The sequence below is a fragment of the Pseudomonas sp. DW-iso17 genome (assembly GCF_058725345.1).
The window spans coordinates 15271-34082 of record NZ_JBZXEA010000022.1 but is presented as its reverse complement, the minus strand read 5'-3'; the positions used below and the strand labels follow the sequence as shown (position 1 = coordinate 34082).

Annotated in this window: 19 protein-coding genes and 3 pseudogenes; 7 read left to right on the top strand and 15 right to left on the bottom strand. The window is 58.2% G+C overall.

Going from position 1 to position 18812, the window contains the following annotated elements:
- Window positions 1–119: 119 nt before the first annotated feature.
- Complete coding sequence (locus tag AC4PS6_RS17190; RefSeq protein ID WP_014719181.1) at window positions 120–683, bottom strand: nucleotidyltransferase family protein; 564 nt, start codon at window positions 681–683, stop codon at window positions 120–122.
- Between the two features lie 484 nt (window positions 684–1167).
- Here AC4PS6_RS17190 and AC4PS6_RS17185 point away from each other — a divergent pair, with 484 nt between their 5' ends.
- Window positions 1168–1620, top strand: coding sequence for a hypothetical protein (locus AC4PS6_RS17185; protein WP_336827483.1), 453 nt, complete (start codon window positions 1168–1170; stop codon window positions 1618–1620).
- Between the two features lie 295 nt (window positions 1621–1915).
- On the opposite strand, the gene AC4PS6_RS17180 is transcribed toward AC4PS6_RS17185, so the two are convergent.
- The 4 genes and pseudogenes from AC4PS6_RS17180 to AC4PS6_RS17165 all read right to left on the bottom strand — a co-directional run bounded on the left by AC4PS6_RS17180 (window position 1916) and on the right by AC4PS6_RS17165 (window position 5377).
- Window positions 1916–2953, bottom strand: a complete 1038-nt coding sequence (locus tag AC4PS6_RS17180) for a GGDEF domain-containing protein (RefSeq protein WP_103452325.1) — start codon at window positions 2951–2953, stop codon at window positions 1916–1918.
- Between the two features lie 180 nt (window positions 2954–3133).
- Window positions 3134–3499, bottom strand: a pseudogene (locus tag AC4PS6_RS17175) (methyl-accepting chemotaxis protein); the annotation flags it as partial.
- 186 nt (window positions 3500–3685) lie between these two features.
- A pseudogene (locus tag AC4PS6_RS17170) lies at window positions 3686–4417 on the bottom strand (PAS domain-containing protein); the annotation flags it as partial.
- Between the two features lie 75 nt (window positions 4418–4492).
- Entirely contained in the window at window positions 4493–5377 is an 885-nt protein-coding gene (locus AC4PS6_RS17165; RefSeq protein ID WP_073842527.1) for a hypothetical protein, read from the bottom strand.
- A 307-nt stretch (window positions 5378–5684) separates the two neighbouring features.
- On the opposite strand from AC4PS6_RS17165, the pseudogene AC4PS6_RS17160 reads away from it, so the two are divergent.
- Window positions 5685–5777: pseudogene (locus AC4PS6_RS17160) on the top strand (VOC family protein); the annotation flags it as partial.
- A 120-nt stretch (window positions 5778–5897) separates the two neighbouring features.
- Here AC4PS6_RS17160 and AC4PS6_RS17155 read toward each other — a convergent pair.
- Window positions 5898–6413 (bottom strand): GNAT family N-acetyltransferase, encoded by a 516-nt coding sequence (locus AC4PS6_RS17155; RefSeq protein WP_336827482.1) that lies wholly within the window; start codon window positions 6411–6413, stop codon window positions 5898–5900.
- Window positions 6414–6531: 118 nt separating this feature from the next.
- On the opposite strand from AC4PS6_RS17155, the gene AC4PS6_RS17150 reads away from it, so the two are divergent.
- Window positions 6532–7026, top strand: a complete 495-nt coding sequence (locus AC4PS6_RS17150; protein ID WP_336827481.1) for a GNAT family N-acetyltransferase — start codon at window positions 6532–6534, stop codon at window positions 7024–7026.
- A gap of 6 nt (window positions 7027–7032) precedes the next feature.
- Here the strand turns inward: AC4PS6_RS17150 and AC4PS6_RS17145 are convergent, their stop codons facing one another.
- Entirely contained in the window at window positions 7033–7266 is a 234-nt protein-coding gene (locus AC4PS6_RS17145) for a hypothetical protein (RefSeq protein WP_336827480.1), read from the bottom strand.
- A gap of 160 nt (window positions 7267–7426) precedes the next feature.
- On the opposite strand from AC4PS6_RS17145, the gene AC4PS6_RS17140 reads away from it, so the two are divergent.
- The 3 genes from AC4PS6_RS17140 (at window position 7427) to AC4PS6_RS17130 (ending at window position 9412) form a co-directional block, all read left to right on the top strand.
- On the top strand, window positions 7427–7966 hold the full coding sequence (locus AC4PS6_RS17140; RefSeq protein WP_336827479.1) for a GNAT family N-acetyltransferase: 540 nt from the start codon (window positions 7427–7429) through the stop codon (window positions 7964–7966).
- Window positions 7967–7994: 28 nt separating this feature from the next.
- The gene (locus AC4PS6_RS17135) at window positions 7995–8237 is read left to right on the top strand and encodes a hypothetical protein (protein ID WP_057700787.1); all 243 of its coding nucleotides are present in this window, start codon (window positions 7995–7997) and stop codon (window positions 8235–8237) included.
- 809 nt (window positions 8238–9046) lie between these two features.
- Window positions 9047–9412 carry a hypothetical protein gene (locus AC4PS6_RS17130; RefSeq protein ID WP_020302475.1) on the top strand — a complete coding sequence of 122 codons (366 nt, stop codon included), beginning with the start codon at window positions 9047–9049 and terminating at the stop codon, window positions 9410–9412.
- Window positions 9413–9437: 25 nt separating this feature from the next.
- Here the strand turns inward: AC4PS6_RS17130 and AC4PS6_RS17125 are convergent, their stop codons facing one another.
- Window positions 9438–10154, bottom strand: a complete 717-nt coding sequence (locus AC4PS6_RS17125) for a class I SAM-dependent methyltransferase (RefSeq protein WP_336827478.1) — start codon at window positions 10152–10154, stop codon at window positions 9438–9440.
- Between the two features lie 185 nt (window positions 10155–10339).
- On the opposite strand from AC4PS6_RS17125, the gene AC4PS6_RS17120 reads away from it, so the two are divergent.
- Entirely contained in the window at window positions 10340–10708 is a 369-nt protein-coding gene (locus tag AC4PS6_RS17120) for a cupin domain-containing protein (RefSeq protein WP_005789834.1), read from the top strand.
- Between the two features lie 72 nt (window positions 10709–10780).
- Here the strand turns inward: AC4PS6_RS17120 and gbdR are convergent, their stop codons facing one another.
- The 7 genes from gbdR to AC4PS6_RS17085 all read right to left on the bottom strand — a co-directional run bounded on the left by gbdR (window position 10781) and on the right by AC4PS6_RS17085 (window position 18590).
- Entirely contained in the window at window positions 10781–11866 is a 1086-nt protein-coding gene (gbdR, locus tag AC4PS6_RS17115) for a choline metabolism transcriptional regulator GbdR (protein ID WP_020302478.1), read from the bottom strand.
- A gap of 22 nt (window positions 11867–11888) precedes the next feature.
- Window positions 11889–13295, bottom strand: coding sequence for an amino acid permease (locus AC4PS6_RS17110; RefSeq protein WP_336827477.1), 1407 nt, complete (start codon window positions 13293–13295; stop codon window positions 11889–11891).
- 138 nt (window positions 13296–13433) lie between these two features.
- Window positions 13434–14174: a BPL-N domain-containing protein gene (locus tag AC4PS6_RS17105; protein ID WP_336827476.1), complete on the bottom strand. Its 741-nt coding sequence runs from the start codon at window positions 14172–14174 to the stop codon at window positions 13434–13436.
- Window positions 14175–14284: 110 nt separating this feature from the next.
- Window positions 14285–16015: an OPT family oligopeptide transporter gene (locus AC4PS6_RS17100; RefSeq protein WP_336827475.1), complete on the bottom strand. Its 1731-nt coding sequence runs from the start codon at window positions 16013–16015 to the stop codon at window positions 14285–14287.
- A gap of 311 nt (window positions 16016–16326) precedes the next feature.
- Window positions 16327–16953 carry a glutathione S-transferase family protein gene (locus AC4PS6_RS17095; RefSeq protein ID WP_034126187.1) on the bottom strand — a complete coding sequence of 209 codons (627 nt, stop codon included), beginning with the start codon at window positions 16951–16953 and terminating at the stop codon, window positions 16327–16329.
- A 217-nt stretch (window positions 16954–17170) separates the two neighbouring features.
- Window positions 17171–17866 carry a tRNA (adenine(22)-N(1))-methyltransferase gene (locus AC4PS6_RS17090; RefSeq protein ID WP_336827474.1) on the bottom strand — a complete coding sequence of 232 codons (696 nt, stop codon included), beginning with the start codon at window positions 17864–17866 and terminating at the stop codon, window positions 17171–17173.
- A 10-nt stretch (window positions 17867–17876) separates the two neighbouring features.
- Window positions 17877–18590, bottom strand: coding sequence for a FadR/GntR family transcriptional regulator (locus AC4PS6_RS17085; protein ID WP_014719204.1), 714 nt, complete (start codon window positions 18588–18590; stop codon window positions 17877–17879).
- Window positions 18591–18812: the final 222 nt, after the last annotated feature.

Below are 18812 nucleotides of genomic sequence, written 5' to 3'. Positions count from 1 at the left end.
AGGCAGAAGACTGGATAACCAGCTTCATGGCGTACGCTGCCGGGGGACAGGCCCAATGATACCTGTATTACTCCCCGTCCCCTTTTCCGCGCTGCGTCTTAACTGGCCGGCATTGGGGCTCAGCCCGGCTCGACAATCTTGAGCCACGGCCAACGCGCCTGATAACTCCTGGCCTTGTGCAAAAACAGCGCCGGCTCCGGATGCAAAGGGTTGATGCGCAAGACACCCTGCTCCACATCCTCCAAGCCATAAGGCGCATACACCTCGCCCGAGGCAATATCCAGCGCAATGCACGTACCCGCCACCAGGTAACGGTCAACCCCCTGCCGAGCCGAATGCAACTGCGGGTAAGGCCGGCCAAACCGCTGCCCATACCAAAGGTGCACCCGCGCCTGATTCCTGACCTCCACATTCACCCCCAGGTCTTGGAATAGCACCTGCGCCGCACGAATTACCGCGTCTTCCGCCTCGTAGGACAGGTCCTCGTCAAAGTAAAAAACGTCATAGTCCTTCACGCCCTGAGCCGCCGGCAGATTCGCCTGATGGTTCCACACCGCCTGGAACAAACAGCCCGCCGTGAGCAAGCACTGCTGCACACCAAGCTCCGGCAGGCGCGCGGTGATGTGCGCATTGATAGGGTTGGCCATGGCCAATTCGAGCAAGGTGTCGACAGTCAATGTCATGTTCAGTCCTCCATCGTCAGCGCCAACCATAACACCTGAATATGGCCCTCCTGTAGGAGCAAGCTTGCCCGCCAAGCGCCCTGCCCTGGCTGATGATCAGCTCTTCAATTCATTAGATCGATGATCTCGTCGCGTCGTTGTAAGCCACATACAACGACTCGACGATTTGGCGCTTGATGGCTTTGGTGGATTCAGCCTCAGCACAAAGCCCTCTGCGATGACGAGAGCGACGACTGCTTTAAAAGTGCGCTTGTACTTTCGCTGGCTCGAAACTGATGGGCGATGAGTTTCCTAATCCGCTCAAGTACTAGCTGGCTTCGCGATGCGGTATCCTAACCAACTCGTTAAACAAGGAAGAATAACGCGCTCGTCGTCATTTCTGTCGTATCTCAAACTCCCAGCTGTTCTGCTGATTGCCGGTCTCACAACCGCTTGTTCCAACTACCACTACAAGGATTACCAAGGCGATTGGGCACCGGAGTTGATGACGCCATATGACCTGTCCAATAACGCGGCCAATGCGCCAGTGGTGTATTTCGCCACCACCCGTTTTCGCGGATTGGGAGTAAAATTCCATCGATTGCTGCTGGCCACGCATGTGGACGACCAACTACTAGAGGGTTCCGGGCGGCGCTCAATCCTTGACGTTTCCGGCAAGCAGGCACTGCGCTTGACCCCAGGCAAACACTCCTTGAGCTGGTGTTGGGTATCGATGAATGCCTTGGGTACCGGTGGCGCCAAGTGCGGCTTCGGTGCTCGCGATGTGGAATTCCGCGCAGGCCAGCGATATGTCGTGGACTTCACCACCCGCGACGACATCAATGGGCCCCCGAGGCGTCAGGTCTCGACCATTACTATCGAATCCGAGATTCGAAATCTGGACACCCATGAAGTGATCTATCCGGTGAGAGGTATTGCAGAGCTGGAGAAGGAATAACGATTGCGACGATCACCGTCACAAACTGAGTTGGGCGGTGATCGAATGCTACGTGGCAAAGGAGAGCATCCGACGCTAACCTGCCCTCCACGAAGGGCAGCAATCGGCCAGAAGCAGACGTTCAGCGATTGGGGCTAAACGATGTCTGCGCCCCCATCAGGAGCTTGAGAAAGCTTTCAGCCTCTGAGCGGTTCTGGAACATTAAAGTGAAGGTGCCCAGAGTAAGCAAGCAGCAAGGGGGAGATTCGATTTCTTCGAAAACGATTTTCACAGACGTCCTCCAGTCAAACCTTAATTACGTAGTTACAGGACGTAGCGGTTTGACCTGCTTTCCATCCTGAAACACCCGATCCTTACCATCATGCTTCGCTTTATACATATTGCTGTCGGCGCATTTGAGCACTGCGGACATGTCCGATGTCGCTCGGAACTGCGCGACGCCCGCGCTGCAAGTGAACTGATGCGGAGGCAATACACTGCAACGGATGTTGCCCAGCAGGCGCAATGCGTACTCATGAGCAACCGCATCATCTTCGCCCAACAACAAGACACCGAATTCCTCACCTCCAATCCGCCCGACACTGTGGCTGCCAGGGGTGGATTTCAGGCACGCGGCCATGGCACACAAAATCTTGTCACCGACATCGTGACCGTACTGATCGTTTTTTAATTTAAATTCGTCAATGTCCAACATTATAAAGTAGCCGCTGCGGCCTTCTGCCAATGCATTTTGGAAGAATCCCATAAAGGCCCGTCGATTAAGTAAGGATGTGAGAAAATCCGTCTCCGCCAATGTCCTGAATTCACTTTCGACCAACAACACTGAGCGCATGTTTCTTAGATAGGTAAAGCTGAGAGTAAACCCTATGGACATGGAAGCAACGCAAAAAATGACCAGATAAACTTCCAGTTCCCGGTAAAAGCCAACGTCCAAATTGGGCCACATCAGTATCCAGACCAGCAATGTAGAGAGAAGATAGTCCTGAACCGTGACGAATAAGATAGCACTGCTTACCACGATGATCACAGCTAGGGGCAGCGTAAAGACGCGCAGCTGCACATTGGTGTCAATCACATGCGCAAAGCCGAGTGATAAAATCAATATATACACGCCGCCGAGCATTCTCCATATGCGAAAATCAGCAACTACGCGATGAACGTACCATATAATCAACAACGATGCTGTAACCAACATATTTAACAGATTTAACGTTGTCGCAGGCTCAATCAGCAACACACAAAGCCAGGAAACAATTCCCGCCATTTCAATCTTGGTTACCGCTGGTGACAGCAGTGTTCGCATTCTTGGTCTGATTTTGAAAGTCGCCGGCATCCCTAAACTCCTTTTCCGAAACGGCCTGAATGTGATGTCAACGTCTGGGCAATACCTAATCAATGAATTAAGTGTGCTTTGGCATCCAAATTCCTGTTATCAATCGGAAAAACCGTACGCAAAAACTTCCATATTGCTTTCACCAAAGGAGGAGGCGTTACCGCGACGCAGATAAAGCGTTCAATGCAGATCGCTGGTGACTCTACCAATCGCTTTCACTACTTGCTTTGCGCCTGACTGGATAGCTGCCATCGCCATACCTGCCTGTTCGGACAGTTCCAATAAAACGTTGGCTTGGTCTCTGCTGCACTGGACATGCAACGCGGCTTCGCCGGCCAATTCTCGATTTTGCCTGACCACACCGTTAATCTCCTGGGTGGCCGCACTGGTACGGCCGGCGAGCTTGCGCACTTCATCCGCCACGACCGCGAATCCTCGTCCATGCACTCCAGCGCGTGCAGCTTCGATAGCGGCGTTAAGCGCCAAGAGATTGGTCTGGGTGGCAATGGCGCCGATCGTGTCGACGATGGAAGCGATCAACTGCGACTGCGATTCAAGCGCGGTCATGCTGTCGGTCACCAAGGCCATCTGTTGGGAAATATTCTGTGTGCCGAGCACGGAGTCGGCGACCAGTTCCATCCCTCGGTTAGCTTTCACATCGGTATCTAGCGACACGTCGTAAGCCATGGTCGCTGCTTGTTTGATTCCGTCGGCTTTTTCAACTTGCTCGGTCACTACGCTGGCGAATTTGGCAATTTTATAAACCCGACCGGAAGCGTCTCTGATGGGATTGTAAGTGGCCTCCAGCCAAACCACTTTTCCGCTTTTATCTACCCGGCGAAAGCGACCAGCGTTAAACACGCCCTTGTTCAGACTCCTCCAGAATTCGTCGTAATGCGCCGACGCCACGTCCTCCGCCAGGCAGAACAGACGGTGATGCTTGCCCTGTATCTCCGCAAGGCTGTAACCCATCGCTTGGACGAACGATTCGTTGGCGTAGACGACCTCACCCGCGAGACTGAACTGGATCATCGCCATCGAGCGGTTCAGTGCGCTGAACATTTCGATAATCTCCTGTTCGTCCCGCGCCAGCGCAGGTGCAACCATGCCGTAGCCTTGAAACGTCCGGTTCGCTGCAGCGATCCAGCCTATATTGAGTGTCACAGCACGGCCGTCGGAGGCACGATAGCGTTGCCGTTCGATGGCGCACAGGTTGGGTGCAAAATCATTCTGCGGTTGCGCGTTGATGTTACTCATTACCATTTTTGAAAGCTGTTCCAGCGAGTATCCCAGCGTTTGCGCAAACCGCTGGTTGGCCGAGATAATCCGGCCAGCTCCATCGACACGAACTGAAAGAAACACCGCTTCGACGTCGGCGACTGTCCCGAGCGCCAGGCACAATTGCTCTTGGCAGGTAAAAAGAGCATTCTTCAACTGGCGATTAAACACGCTGAACTCCGGCATAAAAATTACAACAAAAAGGACATTGCTTAGTGATGAAATCGCTCCCCAAAATAACAAGCGAACTCGCGCTAACGTTCACACACAGCGAATACCGCCAGGCTCGTTTCCTACTTCGCTCTCATCAACTCCCAACTCCATGCTGACACGGGCAATTGCAAAGTAGATTGACATGGCCCGCCGCATCAATTCGAGAAAGGCCGGACTCAACCCCACCAAACGTTTGTCGCATTTGAAATAGCCCTGTAACTGGCCTTCTTTGATCATGCGCTGCATGTGTGTTTTGGACACGCCCAGACGCGATGAAAGCTCCACGTAAGAGGATACGTTGTAGCCGGTCTCTAACGAGCCGGTGCGCAGGGCATCGGCATAGAGTGCGAGCATCGGCAGATGACCGCCGTCCCGATTGAGAATCCATTTCGCTTCAGGCAACAGCTTGTCGAGCAGGAAGTCCCCTTCAAGTATCTTGGCAAACCCTCGAAAAAATACGCGCAATAGATCAACATTCTTCCCCACAACCGATAACCCACTGTCGTATGGAGAGATCATCTGCGAAGGCAGCAAATAAGATTTGATTAGCTGCACGGTATTGCTTAGCGCTTTTTCCGTAGGTCGGAAACTACGTTGACGCCCGTCCTGCACATGTAACCGAACATCCAGATATCCGGCAAGGGACAAAAATGAACAATAAGAATCCAGGCTATTTCGAGACATATAGCCACGTTCGTAGCAGAATGCCTTTACTCTGGATAAAGGAACTTTCTCGTCTTTGTAGCTGAAGCTCAATAAAGACAGGGCAACCATGAATCGGTCATATTTCAACAAATTTTTATAAAACGAAGGCTTTTCTCGATAGCTTTCCATGACCAAATCGAAATGCAGCAGAACAGCTTCATCTATATTGGCTCGGGTCATTTCCGAACTGGTCTCTTTCAAATACTCAAGCAGATCAGTCTTGTTCATCGAAGTTACACAACCTTTAGCCGGCAATATCAAACTGCTACCATTCGCACTACGCACAGTATATGCGTATTCGAACCGCTGGCAGGTTCACCCCAAAAATGTTTTATGACCTGACGCGCTTCGATCGCAGCTCACCCGAGCGTGTCTGATCGATGCCCACCGGCCTAAAGGTGAGCTGCGTGCAAGAATCTCTTCGACCAATAGCAGCCATCAACGCGTCACTATAATTCCCGCCCTTGCATCATGATGCTCGCCACGATCCCCTCGTGGCACCGAACTATAGTTGGTGCATCTAACCCATCTTGGAGTGGGCCAGCGCGAATTCATCGTCCAGGATCCCGACGGTTATCTCATCAGGTTGGTAGAGCGGTTGGGTGAGAGGCGGATTTGCTCAATCTGAATTTGAATCTGAGCCAAGCCGATATTCAGGTTTGGGGTTCAGCGGACGTAGTTCAACGTCCGCTAATGGCCGATTTCTGCCGTTCGTGCAGGCCAGCAATCGCAAACCCGATGCCCAGAGCTAACCCCCCGGTATCTGATACACAACCGAATCATATTTTTCCGCCGTCCGCCTTTCGATGACGACTCCCCCCAGAGCTTCAGCAATACGTCGACTCGCACGGTTCTGCATCGCAACAGGGTAAATGAAGTGCTTTGCTGCCACCCACTGGCTAGCCCATTGAACAACCGCCCGCACCGCTTCCCCCCCAAAGCCCAACCCATGTTTATCTTCACGGATCCAGATCCCCAACTCCGGTGTTTCACTGCCGGTATGGTGCAGCCCGACCAAGCCGGTAAAACGAGCACCTACCCGCTCCCTGACCGTGAACACAATGTCGCTGCCATCCGCTATCGCAGGCAGCCACCGCCCCCAGACTTGCGCGTACTCTTCCAGCGAGGCAGGCGGTTCCCAGGACATGTAGCGAGTCAGAGTCGGCGTGATACAAGGGAAGGACTCAACAGCGTCCTGCTCACAGAAGGGCTCAATGCTAAGGCGTTGCGAGAGAATGCGGATTGGGTGGGTGTCCACTGGCATGGCCATTTCCTTCCTGGGGCCGTTACTCCATGTATGCCGTGAACATACCATGCGGGTCGCTTCATCAGTATCAGGCTCTCTATACTGAGCCCCCAGGATGGTAGCTAGAGCACCCAATATGCCCGTCGCACCCAATCAAAATTCCCCCATCATTTTGGTCCCGGTTCAACAAAGCGACTTGGATAATCTGGTAGCCATTCGAATCGAGGCCATGCGCGAAAGTCTGGAGCGTGTTGGGCGATTTGATCCAGCCCGTGCGCGGGAGCGGTTTGTTGGCGGCTTTGAAGCTCGCGACACACGCTATATCGAGGCGTCTGGAGAGAGGGTGGGTTTCGTAGTGGTCAAACATCACCCCAATGAACTCTTGCTCGACCACTTGTATGTAAGGCCGAGCGCGCAAGGTTCAGGGGTAGGGTCTGCAGTTCTCTCTCATATTTTCAAAGAGGCGGATGCGGCTGCGCTGCCTATCAAAGTAGGGGCTCTCAAAGAAAGCGCTTCGAATCGCTTTTATACCCGCCATGGCTTCCAGTTCATCGAAAGCAGTGAGTTCGACAATTATTATGTTCGTCAGCCTAGTCCGGCGATTGGCGCTCATTCCGGAACCATGGGCTGACGTGCACTAGCCCTTCAGTTCACACGCCCGATTGCTCGCCGCGTCGTCATACGCCACATACAGCGACTCTGCAATCTGGCTTTTGATCGCCTTGGTGGCCTCCAGCCCCAGCACAAAACCCTCGGCTTTACCGCCAGCACGGTTGAGTTCTTCATGGGTGGAGGCGCCAGTAATGGCGTCAAGCAGCTTGGCGGCGTGGGGGCCGACGCCTTTGGGGAGGGAGATCTGGTCGATGGACATTATCGCTACCTTGAAAAATGGAGTTCGGGAGCGAGTAAAACCACTGCCGGGGCTGGCATGGTAGACCTCTTTGCCATGAAAGGGGTCGCTTTACGCGCAGCGGCGCTATTCTTTGCGGCTACGCAGTGAGATGGGGCCATTGATAAATCTGGAGGGGTTTATGGAGTATTGCGTTGAGGGCTACTGCCTTCGGCAATTGGCATGTGACGATTTCGAGCGGATCAGCCGTTACGAACGCGTCAATCGCAAGCATCTGCAACCCTGGGAGCCGCTCAGGGACGAGGAATATTTCACCACGGGCAACGCCAATGCCAGGGTCGAGCAGCAGGTCAACAATATGCACGCTGACAACGCTCTGTGTTTCCTCTTGCTTGCCGAAAGCGGAGAGGTTCTAGCGCGGTGTAACTACACGAACATTGTGAGGGGCGTTTTTCAGGCCTGTCATCTCGGCTTTTCGTTGGCGGAATCTGCCCAAGGTCGCGGTTTGATGAATAAAACGCTTCAGGTCACTAACCGACACTGTTTTGAGCAGTTGGGTCTTCACCGGATCATGGCCAATCATTTGCCCCGCAATGTGCGGAGTGAACGCCTTCTGGAGTCGCTGGGGTTTGAGAAGGAGGGACATGCGCGAGCCTATCTAAAAATCGCTGGCGTTTGGGAGGACCATACGTTGAGATCGTTGATCAACCCTGAACAATAAGCGCCCCACCCCACTCAGGAAAAAGCTGATGTCTACCGAGCCCCTCTGCCTGGTTTTCGTACCCGCCCTGGCCGCCGTGCTGACCGCCGCCGAATCGAAAAAAGGCGCACCTCTCAGCGAAGTCGAAGTGTGCAATATCCGCGACCAGGCCACTTGCATTGCGGTAACCTTCTCCACCGCGTTGGCGATGGAACAAGAACGGGGTTACCCGGATATCGTTGCCGAGGATTGCTGGAATGAGTGGCAACGCTTGCGTCCCTCGCTTCAATAGCGCCCGCTCTGATCAGCATAGGTATCTACACAACTCTGTAGCGCTCAACGGTAACCACGATGCGAAGCGAGCCGCTGTTGATCTTGATCTTGATCTGCTTTTGATCTCAGGCGCCCCGTTAAACCACGCTGGCCGAACGCAGGCTTGAATTCGTGGGTAACCCGGCAGGACGCCGGGTTAGCCGCCCCGCGCCATGGATGGCGCGTGGCGGCGGCCCACGGATTCAAGACTGTGTTCGGGCACACCGAGCCTAAGCGAGGTGCCGAGTGGTGGGGCAAGAGCGCTTTGCTTACTTTCGCGCTTTTCGAAAGTGAGCCGCCGTCAGGGCGGAACCCTAAGTGGCCGTTACCGCAGGAATGGATATGTACTCGGTACAGCTGTGTCGCCTATAAGGCCGCCTTCGCGAGCAAGCCCGCTCCCACAGTTTGATTGCGGGGTGTCAGGTAGATTGGCGTCGGCTGGCAGGCCGCCATCGCAGGCAAGCCAGCTCCCACAGTTGGATCGCTGAGTGTCAGGTAGATTGGCGTGGGCTGGCAGGCCGTCATCGCAGGCAAGCCAGCTCCCACAGTTGATCGTGGGGTGTCAGGTAGATTGGCGTCGGCTGGCAGGCCGTCTTCGCAGCGATGCGGCGACCCGACAAGCCAGCTCCCACATTTGGATTTCGGAGCGTCAGATGGATATGCGCCGGCTGTCAGGCCGTCACGGGAGCAAGCTGCCTTGCCACAGATTTAGCGTCGTGCCGAAGTTGTGTAGATAGCTATGCTCTGATCAGCGCCCCAACCCACTCCCAGGATTCACGGACTTCCTTTATGCCCCCGGCCTCACGCGACCACGCCCGTATCGAACGCCGCCTCATCGCAGCCCTGACCGACGCCTGCGAGATCGCAAAGGCCGAAATCCCGGGCTTCGACTGGTTGACCCACACCGTCGACTACCGCGCCTTCCCCCAAAGCCTGCGGGTGATCTGGGTGTTCGACAGCGTTGCGAGCAAGGCTCACGCCCTCGCGACCGGCGCGGACGCCCGTATGCGCGAGCTGACTACCGCCGCGCTGGATGACGCTGACGTGCACGTCCCGAACATCGCCCGCTGCGTCAGTTTCGATTCCGAAGAGGAATGCCACCTTCGGCATGGCGGCGATTGGCGTCGGCGGCTGGCTACTCTCCGGGCGATCTGAATCGTGCCACGGGTTGCTGACTTCGCTATTGCACCTTACACGTCAGCCAAGCCCCCCAGAACAGGCTGCTGAAGAAACGGGTCGCGTCGCCGAAGCCAGCGTCGTGCAACAGCTTCTGAACAGCGGCCTCGGAATGTGGCGGGTCGGCGCCTTGAAGGATTTTGCCGAGCTTGGCCTTCACTTCGTCCGGGGTGGCGCCATGCTGACGCCACCGTTGGCCCCACGCCGCCAGCAGCAACGGGTGGCTGGCATACGCGTAATGATTGCCCGCGACGATCAGCGGTGCCCCCGGTTTCAGGTGCGCCCGAATCGATCGCAGCATTCGGGCCTTGGCGTCGTCACCCTCCAGATGGTGGAGCACACCGATCAAGGTGGCGGCGTCGTATGATGCGTCTGCTGCCAGGTCTTCAAGCGTCCCGAGATGCAGGGTGGCTCTATCAAGCAAGTGGTTGGCTTCCAACTGCTGCCTTGCCGCGTCGAGCATCGGCTGGGAGGGATCAACCGCCATGAAGCGCCATTCCGGTTCAAGGCTGGCCATTGCGATGATCTCCTGCGCCGTACCGCCGGCGCCGACCACAAGTACCTTGGCCGAAGGGGCATCACCAAGGCTTGCCGCGAGCATGCAGGCTGCCAGGTCCTGGCACGCGTCATAGCCCGCCAACGCGATACGGCTTTGTCGTGCGTACTCGTTGGCTCTTGAGGTATCGAATTTGTCAGCAGGATTGGATGAGGATGAGTTCAAGGCGGTTCTCCGTGGCCTTGACGCAAATTACGTTAACCGTGGCAGTAAGAAAAATGCATTAATTTTATGTGCTGCATTCCCGTAGGGAATGCGGGAGCGTACGAGTGGAGAGGTTGCAGGATCGTACAAGCCTGCTGACCGCTTGCTTGGATAGTCTGGCCTTCTCATCGACAGGAAGATCCCGCATGACTCAAGCACAGCCTGTAAACCTTGCTCAAAAAGCCTCGCTCATCGACCAGCAATGGAGCCCAAGAGTGGTCGCCGAAATGAACGACTACCAGTTCAAGGTCGTGCGTATCGAGGGTGAATTCATTTGGCATTCGCACCCCGAAACCGATGAAGCGTTCCTGGTGCTTGAAGGCACGTTGCGTATCGACCTGCCGGATGGCCCGGTGTATGTGAAGCCGGGTGAGTTGTATGTGGTGCCGCGTGGCATTGAGCACAGGACCGCCGCCGAAGGTGAAGCCAGGCTGATGATGATCGAGCCAAGGGGCATTTTGAATACCGGGCATGAAGGCGGTGAGCGTACCGCGTTGAATGACCAGTGGATTTGAGCGCTGAGGCTTATTGCCTTTTGTAGGAGCGGGCTTGCTCGCTCCTACTGGCATTCGGGCAAGCCCCAAGCCCTATCGCCTTTGAATCTGCACCGTAGCAAACGTCGGCTCGTCGCGCGCCTGCTCCAGTGTATTTCTGGGCTGTTGCGGGGCCAGGGATTGCCCCTCTGGCCGTAACGCAGGCGGCGGATGCAGGCGCATGTCCGAGCGCTCATCGCTGGGCGCCACGCCGAAGAAATCCCGGTAGCACTTGGAAAAATGCGGCGTGGAGACAAAGCCGCAAATCACCGCCAGTTCGACAATCGAAATGGGCGTCTGCATCAGCAACTGGCGGGCACGGGTCAGGCGCAGTTTGAGGTAATAGCGCGATGGCGTGCAGTACAGGTGCTTCTGGAACATACGCTCCAACTGGCGGCGGGACACGTGCACGTAGGCGGCCAGTTCGTCGAGGTCGATGGGTTCTTCCAGGTTGGCTTCCATCAGGGCGACCACTTCTTGCAGCTTGGGCTGTTGCGTGCCGAGCAGGTGCTTGAGCGGCACGCGTTGGTGGTCGCGCTCGTTGCGAATGCGCTCGTACACGAACATCTGGGAAATCGCCGCCGACAGCGTGTGCCCGTGATCGCGGCCGATCAGGTGCAGCATCATGTCCAGCGGCGCAGTGCCGCCAGAGCTGGTAAAGCGGTTGCCGTCGAGGGTGAACACGCTGGAGCTGACCTTGACGCGGGTAAACGCCTCCTGCATCGACGCCATCAGCTCCCAATGCACGCTGCACTGGAAGCCATCAAGCAACCCCGCCTGGGCCAGCGCCCAACTGCCGGTGCATATCGCGCCGAGACGTTTGCAGTACAGGCGCGCCTGGCTGCGCAACCAAGCGATGAGCGCAGGGCTGATAGCCTGTTGAATGCCGACGCCGCCGCACACGATCACCGCATCAAAACCGCGCTGGTCCTGCGCGCACGCATCCGGGGTCACCGACACGCCATCGCTGGCCCACACCGGCTGGCCGTCCAGGCTCAGGGTTTGCCAACGGTAGAGCTCTTCGCCCGCCAATTGGTTGGCCATGCGCAGCGGCTCGACCGCACACGACAGCGATATCAGCGTGAATTGGTCCAGCAGCAAAAAGCCGATGGTCTGGCAAACAGGTACCTCGGTTTCCATCACCGCTACCCCACGGGCGTGATCAGGACTGTTCCAGCGCCACCGGCTTGGGTGCCCGGTTGTGCTGGCGCGACGTGACCAGGCCGATAAAGGAAATCACCAACGCCAGGCCAATGGTCGAGGACACTTCGGTGCGGCGTTCCGGCGTCACCATCATCACCCCCAGGGCCAGGCAGATGAACACGATCACCAGGTAAGTCAGCCAGGGAAACAGCCACATGCGAAAGGTCAACTCGACGTTCTGCCGAAGCAGCAAGCGACGCATACGCAGTTGCGAGATAGCGATCACCAGGTACACCAACAACGCGATGGCGCCGGAGCTGGCGAGCAGGAACTGGAACAGACCGGCCGGCATGAAGTAGCTCAGCAACGTAACGCCCGCACCGATGATGGTGCTGGCGATCACCGCCGCCCGAGGCACGCCCGCCTTCGAGGTGATTTTAAGTGCCGGTGGCGCATCGCCGCGTTTGCCCAGGGAAAACAACATGCGCGAGGAAATGTAGATTGAGGAGTTCATGCAACTGGCTACCGCGATCAACACCACCACATCGACCATGAACTTGGCGTTGGGGATGTTCATAATTTCCAGTGCACGCTGATAGGAACCCACGGACGCCAGTAGCGGATCGTTCCAGGGCACCACGGAAATCACGACGGAGATCGACAACAGGTAGAACACGCCAATGCGCCAGATCACCGAGCGGGTAGCCTTGGCGATGTTCTGCGCCGGGTTGCTCGATTCTGCTGCAGCGATGGTCACCGCTTCGGTGCCGATGAAACTGAACATGATGGTAATGAACGCGCCCACCACCGCCGACAGGCCGTTGGGAGCAAACCCGCCATGCTCTTCCATCAAGCGGCTCAAGCCGCTGGCTTCGCGATCCGGGATCCAGCCCATGAGTACGCTGAAGCCCAGGCCGATAAAGCCGACGATGGCGATCACCTTGGCCATGGCGAACCAGAATTCGAATTCGCCGTATTTGGCCACGCTGAACAGATTGGTGATCACCAGCAGAACGATTGAGATCAACGCAAACAGCCACGCATCGACCTGAGGGAACCACTGATTGAGCACATGCCCGGCGGCCAACGCTTCGATGGGAATGACCAGCACCCAGAACCACCAATACAACCAGCCGATGGTAAACCCCGCCCACGGGCCGATGGCCTGGTCGGCGTAGGTGGAAAACGAGCCGGTGTCCGGGCGTGCCACCGCCATCTCCCCCAGCATGCGCATGACCAGCACCACCAGCAGGCCGGAAAACAGGTAAGCCAGCAACACCGCTGGCCCCGCTGCGGCGATGGCATGTCCGGAGCCGACAAACAGCCCCGCGCCGATGATGCCGGCGATGGACAACATAGTCACATGGCGGGGCTTGAAGCCTTGCGCCAGCTGACCGTTAGAATCGTTGGGAGTCGGGCTAATCATTGTTTTTGTTGTGCTCAGGCGGCCAATGGCCCTCACCTTAAGTGCGCGGGGCCCGGTACAAGTAGCCTGGTTACGCCATCATCGAGTCTGATATCGACATTGGTCATGGCGGTGCACGGGTTTACCGAGCGTCACGCCTTACTCTTGAACGCTGCGTATGAGCGAGCCAAACAGCTCCCCACGCGGCATCTTGTCCAGTGGGATACCGGCATTCTCGAACCACTCCTGGCCGGCTTCCGGATGCGGCCCGCTCAGCACCACAACGCCTTTCTGGTAGGCATAGCGCGCCGCTGCCACATCGCCATTGCGGTAAGTGGCGAGGGTCCTGTAGGGCGCGGCGGCACTGGCCTTGGGAAAGTACGGGCCGTCCTGATAGAACACATGATCAGCCTGGCCGTCCCACGTCACCCGCACAGCAGCGTCGTCGATACCGGTCACTTCAAAACCGGGGCGGCCGGCTTCGGTGTCCAGCGCCTGGGGGATCAGCCCGAGATTGTTGTCGTCCGCCAGGTAGGCGCCCATGCACAGGCCCAGGTAACGGCCACCCTTGGCAACATAGTCGCGGATAGCCTCGGCACGCTCATCACCGAGACTGTCGAGGGCGCCGGGGATGTCCTGGCCGCCGCCGGGTTGTACATAAAGGTCGTAGCGGGCCAGGGTGTGTGGGGTGATGTCGATGGGTTCGTCGGCACCCACGAAGTCGATCTGGTAATTCGGGTTGAGACGCTGCAAGGCGGTTTTCACGTTTTCCGAGCAGTCCGCGCAACCCGCAGGGCCACGGTAGATGGCGACATGGGTGATGGGGCCTGCGCCGTGTACGGGTAAAGGATGCAGCGTAGCAACGGCGAGAAACGTGGCAGCGACGGCAGGCAGTTTCATGGGCTCGGCTCAACGGTCAGTTGAATGGGTTTGATCCAGACGTGGCAGCGCCAAGCCTATAACGGTGAGCCTTTTGAATTCGTGAAGAGTTGTAAATCCAGGTCGGCCATTTATCCACTTCCCAGCATCTGCCACAACGACGCGCCCACGCCAGTAATGCTCTCACCGGCGATCAGCCCCGCCGCTGCCGTGATCGCAAAGCGCTGCGTCACACTTGGCCAGCGACAGCTCACGGCCCAGGTCATGATCGCGCCAAGGGCCATCATCAGTGACACCGACGCAGGCAAGACAAACGCCAGTCCCAAGGCTGCCGCACTGGGCAGATAGCGGGCGCGATGGGTGGGTAATGTGCTGTCGAGTATGCCCAGCAGTACGCCGCACAGGCTTGCAACAGCAATGGCCCAGCGGATACTGGGTGACAGCGAATCCAGCCCGTGGGTCAGGGTTTGGGCCACGGCTTTCCAAGTGGCGACGGCCGGGGCTGGCCATTGTTCGGTGAGCAGCATGGTTTGCGGGTCGGGGATCAACGCCAGGTACGCGAATACGCCGACGATGCTGCCGACAAAAATCCCAAGAATCTGGGCGATAACCTGTTTGTGCGGCGTCGCGCCAATCGCCTTGCCCACCTTGAAGTCATTCATCAGGTCCGTGCACTGCCCCGCCGAACCGCCAGCGGTGTTGGCGCTCATCAGGTTGATCGGTACCTGGCCGGGCGCAGCGATACCAAAGCTCAGCTGGGACAGTTGCCCGATGGCGCCAATCGGCGGAATACCGGTAGCCCCCACCACCCGCGCAGCGACGGCGGCCAGGCAGATCGCCAGGGGAATGGTCAGCAGCGCCATCCCAAGGTTGATACCGAACAACAGCGCTTGCAGGCTCACCACCAACACTATCGCCAGCGCGAACCCCACGGCAGGCCCAGGCTTGGGAACCGCCCAGGGCGTGCCGCCAGCCGCTCGGGTTGAGCGATGCAACGCCCACAGGCGAATCGCCAGGGACGCCAGGGTGGAACACACCATCAGGCTCACGCCGGGCCACAGCAGCCATTCCACCAGCGCGGCAAATTGCGGGCCGCTGCTGTCGGCGGGCAGGCTCACCAAGCCATCGGCCAACAGCCACGGCCCCAGCCCGCCCCATGCCAGCAAGGCGCCGAGCAACAGGGCCAGGCCTACGCGAATGCCGATGATGCCGCCGAACCCCAGCAACAGCAGAGAGGGGTCGGCGGTGAAGGTCAGGCGCTCCAACTGGGCGTTCGGCGACCAGCGCGGGAAGGCCCACATAAAGGTATCCACCCACTTGACCAACCCGGACAACAACGCTGCGCCGAGCAGTACTTTCAATCGCGTGGCGGCTTCGCGGCCATGGTTGTAGATGTGCAGCAGGGTTTCCAGGGTGGCCATGCCTTCGGGAAACTTCAGCGCCTTGTCATTGAGCAATGAAGGCCGCAGGTACCACGCGATCCAGATCCCCAGGAAGCTCACCGAAAACACCCAGGCGATCATCGGCAGCGCGGCCAGTTGGTTGCCGGTGAGCAAGGTATAGGCCGGGATGGGCGCCACCAGCCCACCGGAGATGATCGATGCCGCAGCCGAGGCCACGGTCTGGTTGATATTGCTTTCGTGCAGGGTCCACGGCAGGTGCTCGCCGGAACGCTTGGCCAGGCCTTGCCAGATTCCGTAGCCGATCAACAGGGCGATGATCGACATATTGAACGACCAGCCGATCTTCAAGCCTGCGTACACATTGGAAGGGGTCAGCAGGATACCCAGCACGATCCCGGTGATGACTGCCCGCAGGCTCAGTTCGCGCTCTACGGGCGCGATTGACGAGGTGGAGTGCATGCAGATTCCTTTCGAGAAAAGCCAGTGCCACCTTTTAAGTGAGCGCTGGGAGACTCGAAGGTTCACCTGACGAACCTGGGTCTAAGGCTGTAAATGTGGGAGGGGGCAAGCCTCAATGCCAGTCAGTTAAGCGAACGAAGTGTTCAAAGCAGCGAAGGTCAAATGTGGGAGCGGGCTTGCTCGCGAAGGCGTCGGCCCAGCAAACATCGAGGCTGACTGACCCACCGCTTTCGCGAGCAAGCCCGCTCCCACAGGAGATCTGCGCTTAACTGACTGGCATTAGGGCAAGCCTCCTCCAACATGGCTTCTGGCTATTTGGCGAACGCGTATTCCCCACCCCGCTCCACCGCCTTGCGATAAGCCGGCCGCGCCTGGAGCTTTTGCAGCCACGCCGCGAGGTTCGGGTAGGCCTGCAATTTGCCCTGGGCCTGGGCGACTTCGCCGATAAAGCTCATCTGGATATCCGCGCCGCTGAGTGCGTCGCCCACCAGGTACGGCGTGTGGCCCAGCACATCATTCAGGTAGCCCAGGTAGTTGGCCAGCTCCGATTCAATCCGCGGATGCAGCGGCGCACCCGCTTCACCCAGGCGTCCGACGTAGAGGTTGAGCATCAGCGGCAGCATGGCCGAGCCTTCGGCAAAATGCAGCCATTGCACATAGCTGTCGTAGGCATCGGTGGCCGGGTCGGGTTGCAGTTGGCCGTTGCCGTGGCGGCGGATGAGGTAGTCGATGATCGCGGCGGACTCGATCAGCACACGCGAGCCGTCTTCGATCACCGGGGATTTGCCCAGGGGGTGAATGGCCTTGAGCTCAGGCGGCGCCAGGTTGGTCTTGGCGTCGCGCTGGTAGCGTTTGATGTCGTAGGGCAGGCCCAGTTCTTCAAGCGCCCACAGGATACGTTGTGAGCGGGAATTGTTGAGGTGGTGAACAGTGATCATCGAGGCAACACCTTGGGGGGATTTAAGAGAAGACTACAGCGTAGCGGTGAAGTGCCGCGAATGTCGCCAGGCAGCACCGGCCTGCACGATCGAATGTGGGAGATGTCGAGCTTTAGCGAGGCTTCGAAGGCTGCGGCATTCACGACATGGATGTTGCCTGATACACCGCTCGAAGCCTCGCTAAGGCTCCACATCTCCCACACTGGACCGGTGGCGGTCAGGCGAGCAACTGATCGATCCACTTCACCTGCTGCACGATCTCCTGCACTTTCTGCTCGGGCACCGCCTGCCGCGCCTGTTCGAGGCTGGCCAATGTCTTGCGCTTCTGGCGCAACATCCGTTGCCATTTCGCCACAAACGCCGGGCTGCGGGCCTGCATTTGCAGCGGGCCGAAGTACAGTTGCTCGGCGGTATAGGTGACCGCCTCGGCGCGTTCGGCAACGATGATTTCGTAGTAGAAGCGGTTTTCCAGCAGCAGCTCCTCGTGCAGGATCCGGTAGCCGTTGTCCATCAACCATTGGCGCAGGGGCTGCTCGCCGCCGTTGGGCTGCAGGATCAGGCGTTCCCGGCCATTGAGGTGCGCCTTGCCACTGTCGAGAATGTCGCGGATCGTCTCGCCGCCCATGCCGCACAGGCTGATGGCGGTAATGTCATCGCCGGCTTGGATCGCCGCCAAACCATCGGCCAGGCGCACGGTGATGTGCTGCCTCAGGCCGTTGTCGGCCACGGTACGGCTGGCCGCCTGAAACGGTGTCGCGGCCACTTCCCCCGCCACGGCCGCCGCAATAGCGCCGCGGTGTATCAGGGCCACCGGCAGGTAGGCGTGGTCGGAGCCGATATCGGCCAGGCGGGCACCCGTCGGTATGTGCGCGGCAACGCGCTCCAGGCGCTGGGACAAGGTGTGTTCGTTCAACGGTGATTCCTTAAGAGTGCCCGGAAAATCGATCCCGGCTGTTGGTCAAGTGCAGCACCATGGCCGCCCGTGCGGCGTCCGGGTCCTGGCGCTTGATAGCGTTGTAGATGGCCTCGTGTTCCAGGCTCGCCAACTGCCCCAGTTGGGCAAAGTCCGCGCCGCCGCGCTCGACGGCATTCACCTGGGTGCGCGGAATCATCGCCGTGCCCAGGTGCTGCATGATGTCGGTGAAAAACGTATTGCCGGTGGCTTCGGCGATCAGTTGGTGAAAGCGCTTGTCCTCCTCCACACAGCTGTCGTTGTTGGCCAGGGAGGCTTGGTAGTCGTCCAGTGCCTGGCGCATGTGGGCCAGTTGTGCCTCGCTCCTGCGCAGCGCGGCCAACGCCACCGCTTGCACTTCCAGGCCCAGGCGCAATTCGAGCATGTTGCGCACGCTGGCGACCGTGTCCACATGCAAGCGCAGGCCCGGCTGCGTGTGCTGCTCCAGCACAAAGGTGCCGATGCCGTGACGCGTCTCCACCAGCCCCGACGCCTGCAGCTTGGACAAGGCCTCACGCACCACGGTACGGCTCACCCCATGCTCAAGCACGATGGTGGATTCGGACGGCAGTTTTTCACCCGGCTTGAGTTGTCCCAACTGGATGCGCTGGGTCAGTGCCTCGACCACGCCCTGGGCCAGGTTGGCGGAACGTTTACGCACAGGCGGCGTGCTTTTAATCGGCATCGAGACGGGTCCACGGGGTTGGGCTGGGGGGAGCTTATCACCCTGAGCGCACGGGGCGATGGGTGGTGGCGAAAAACACCCAACTTGTATGACAACACACTCACCCCACCTCACCCGACCCTGTCTTCGCTTTGAGAGAAGCGCACACCCCGAGCCGTCACCAGCGGGGCAAAACCCAATAAAATCTGGCAAATAACCAAACTAGCCAATCTCAATACCGGC

Coding starts and splice junctions, on each gene's coding strand:
- AC4PS6_RS17190 (WP_014719181.1), bottom strand. CDS start 683: ATGACATTGACTGTCGACACCTTGCTCGAATTGGCCATGGCCAACCCT.
- AC4PS6_RS17185 (WP_336827483.1), top strand. CDS start 1,168: ATGACGCCATATGACCTGTCCAATAACGCGGCCAATGCGCCAGTGGTG.
- AC4PS6_RS17180 (WP_103452325.1), bottom strand. CDS start 2,953: ATGCCGGCGACTTTCAAAATCAGACCAAGAATGCGAACACTGCTGTCA.
- AC4PS6_RS17165 (WP_073842527.1), bottom strand. CDS start 5,377: ATGAACAAGACTGATCTGCTTGAGTATTTGAAAGAGACCAGTTCGGAA.
- AC4PS6_RS17155 (WP_336827482.1), bottom strand. CDS start 6,413: ATGCCAGTGGACACCCACCCAATCCGCATTCTCTCGCAACGCCTTAGC.
- AC4PS6_RS17150 (WP_336827481.1), top strand. CDS start 6,532: ATGCCCGTCGCACCCAATCAAAATTCCCCCATCATTTTGGTCCCGGTT.
- AC4PS6_RS17145 (WP_336827480.1), bottom strand. CDS start 7,266: ATGTCCATCGACCAGATCTCCCTCCCCAAAGGCGTCGGCCCCCACGCC.
- AC4PS6_RS17140 (WP_336827479.1), top strand. CDS start 7,427: ATGGAGTATTGCGTTGAGGGCTACTGCCTTCGGCAATTGGCATGTGAC.
- AC4PS6_RS17135 (WP_057700787.1), top strand. CDS start 7,995: ATGTCTACCGAGCCCCTCTGCCTGGTTTTCGTACCCGCCCTGGCCGCC.
- AC4PS6_RS17130 (WP_020302475.1), top strand. CDS start 9,047: ATGCCCCCGGCCTCACGCGACCACGCCCGTATCGAACGCCGCCTCATC.
- AC4PS6_RS17120 (WP_005789834.1), top strand. CDS start 10,340: ATGACTCAAGCACAGCCTGTAAACCTTGCTCAAAAAGCCTCGCTCATC.
- gbdR (WP_020302478.1), bottom strand. CDS start 11,866: ATGGAAACCGAGGTACCTGTTTGCCAGACCATCGGCTTTTTGCTGCTG.
- AC4PS6_RS17110 (WP_336827477.1), bottom strand. CDS start 13,295: ATGATTAGCCCGACTCCCAACGATTCTAACGGTCAGCTGGCGCAAGGC.
- AC4PS6_RS17105 (WP_336827476.1), bottom strand. CDS start 14,174: ATGAAACTGCCTGCCGTCGCTGCCACGTTTCTCGCCGTTGCTACGCTG.
- AC4PS6_RS17100 (WP_336827475.1), bottom strand. CDS start 16,015: ATGCACTCCACCTCGTCAATCGCGCCCGTAGAGCGCGAACTGAGCCTG.
- AC4PS6_RS17095 (WP_034126187.1), bottom strand. CDS start 16,953: ATGATCACTGTTCACCACCTCAACAATTCCCGCTCACAACGTATCCTG.
- AC4PS6_RS17085 (WP_014719204.1), bottom strand. CDS start 18,590: ATGCCGATTAAAAGCACGCCGCCTGTGCGTAAACGTTCCGCCAACCTG.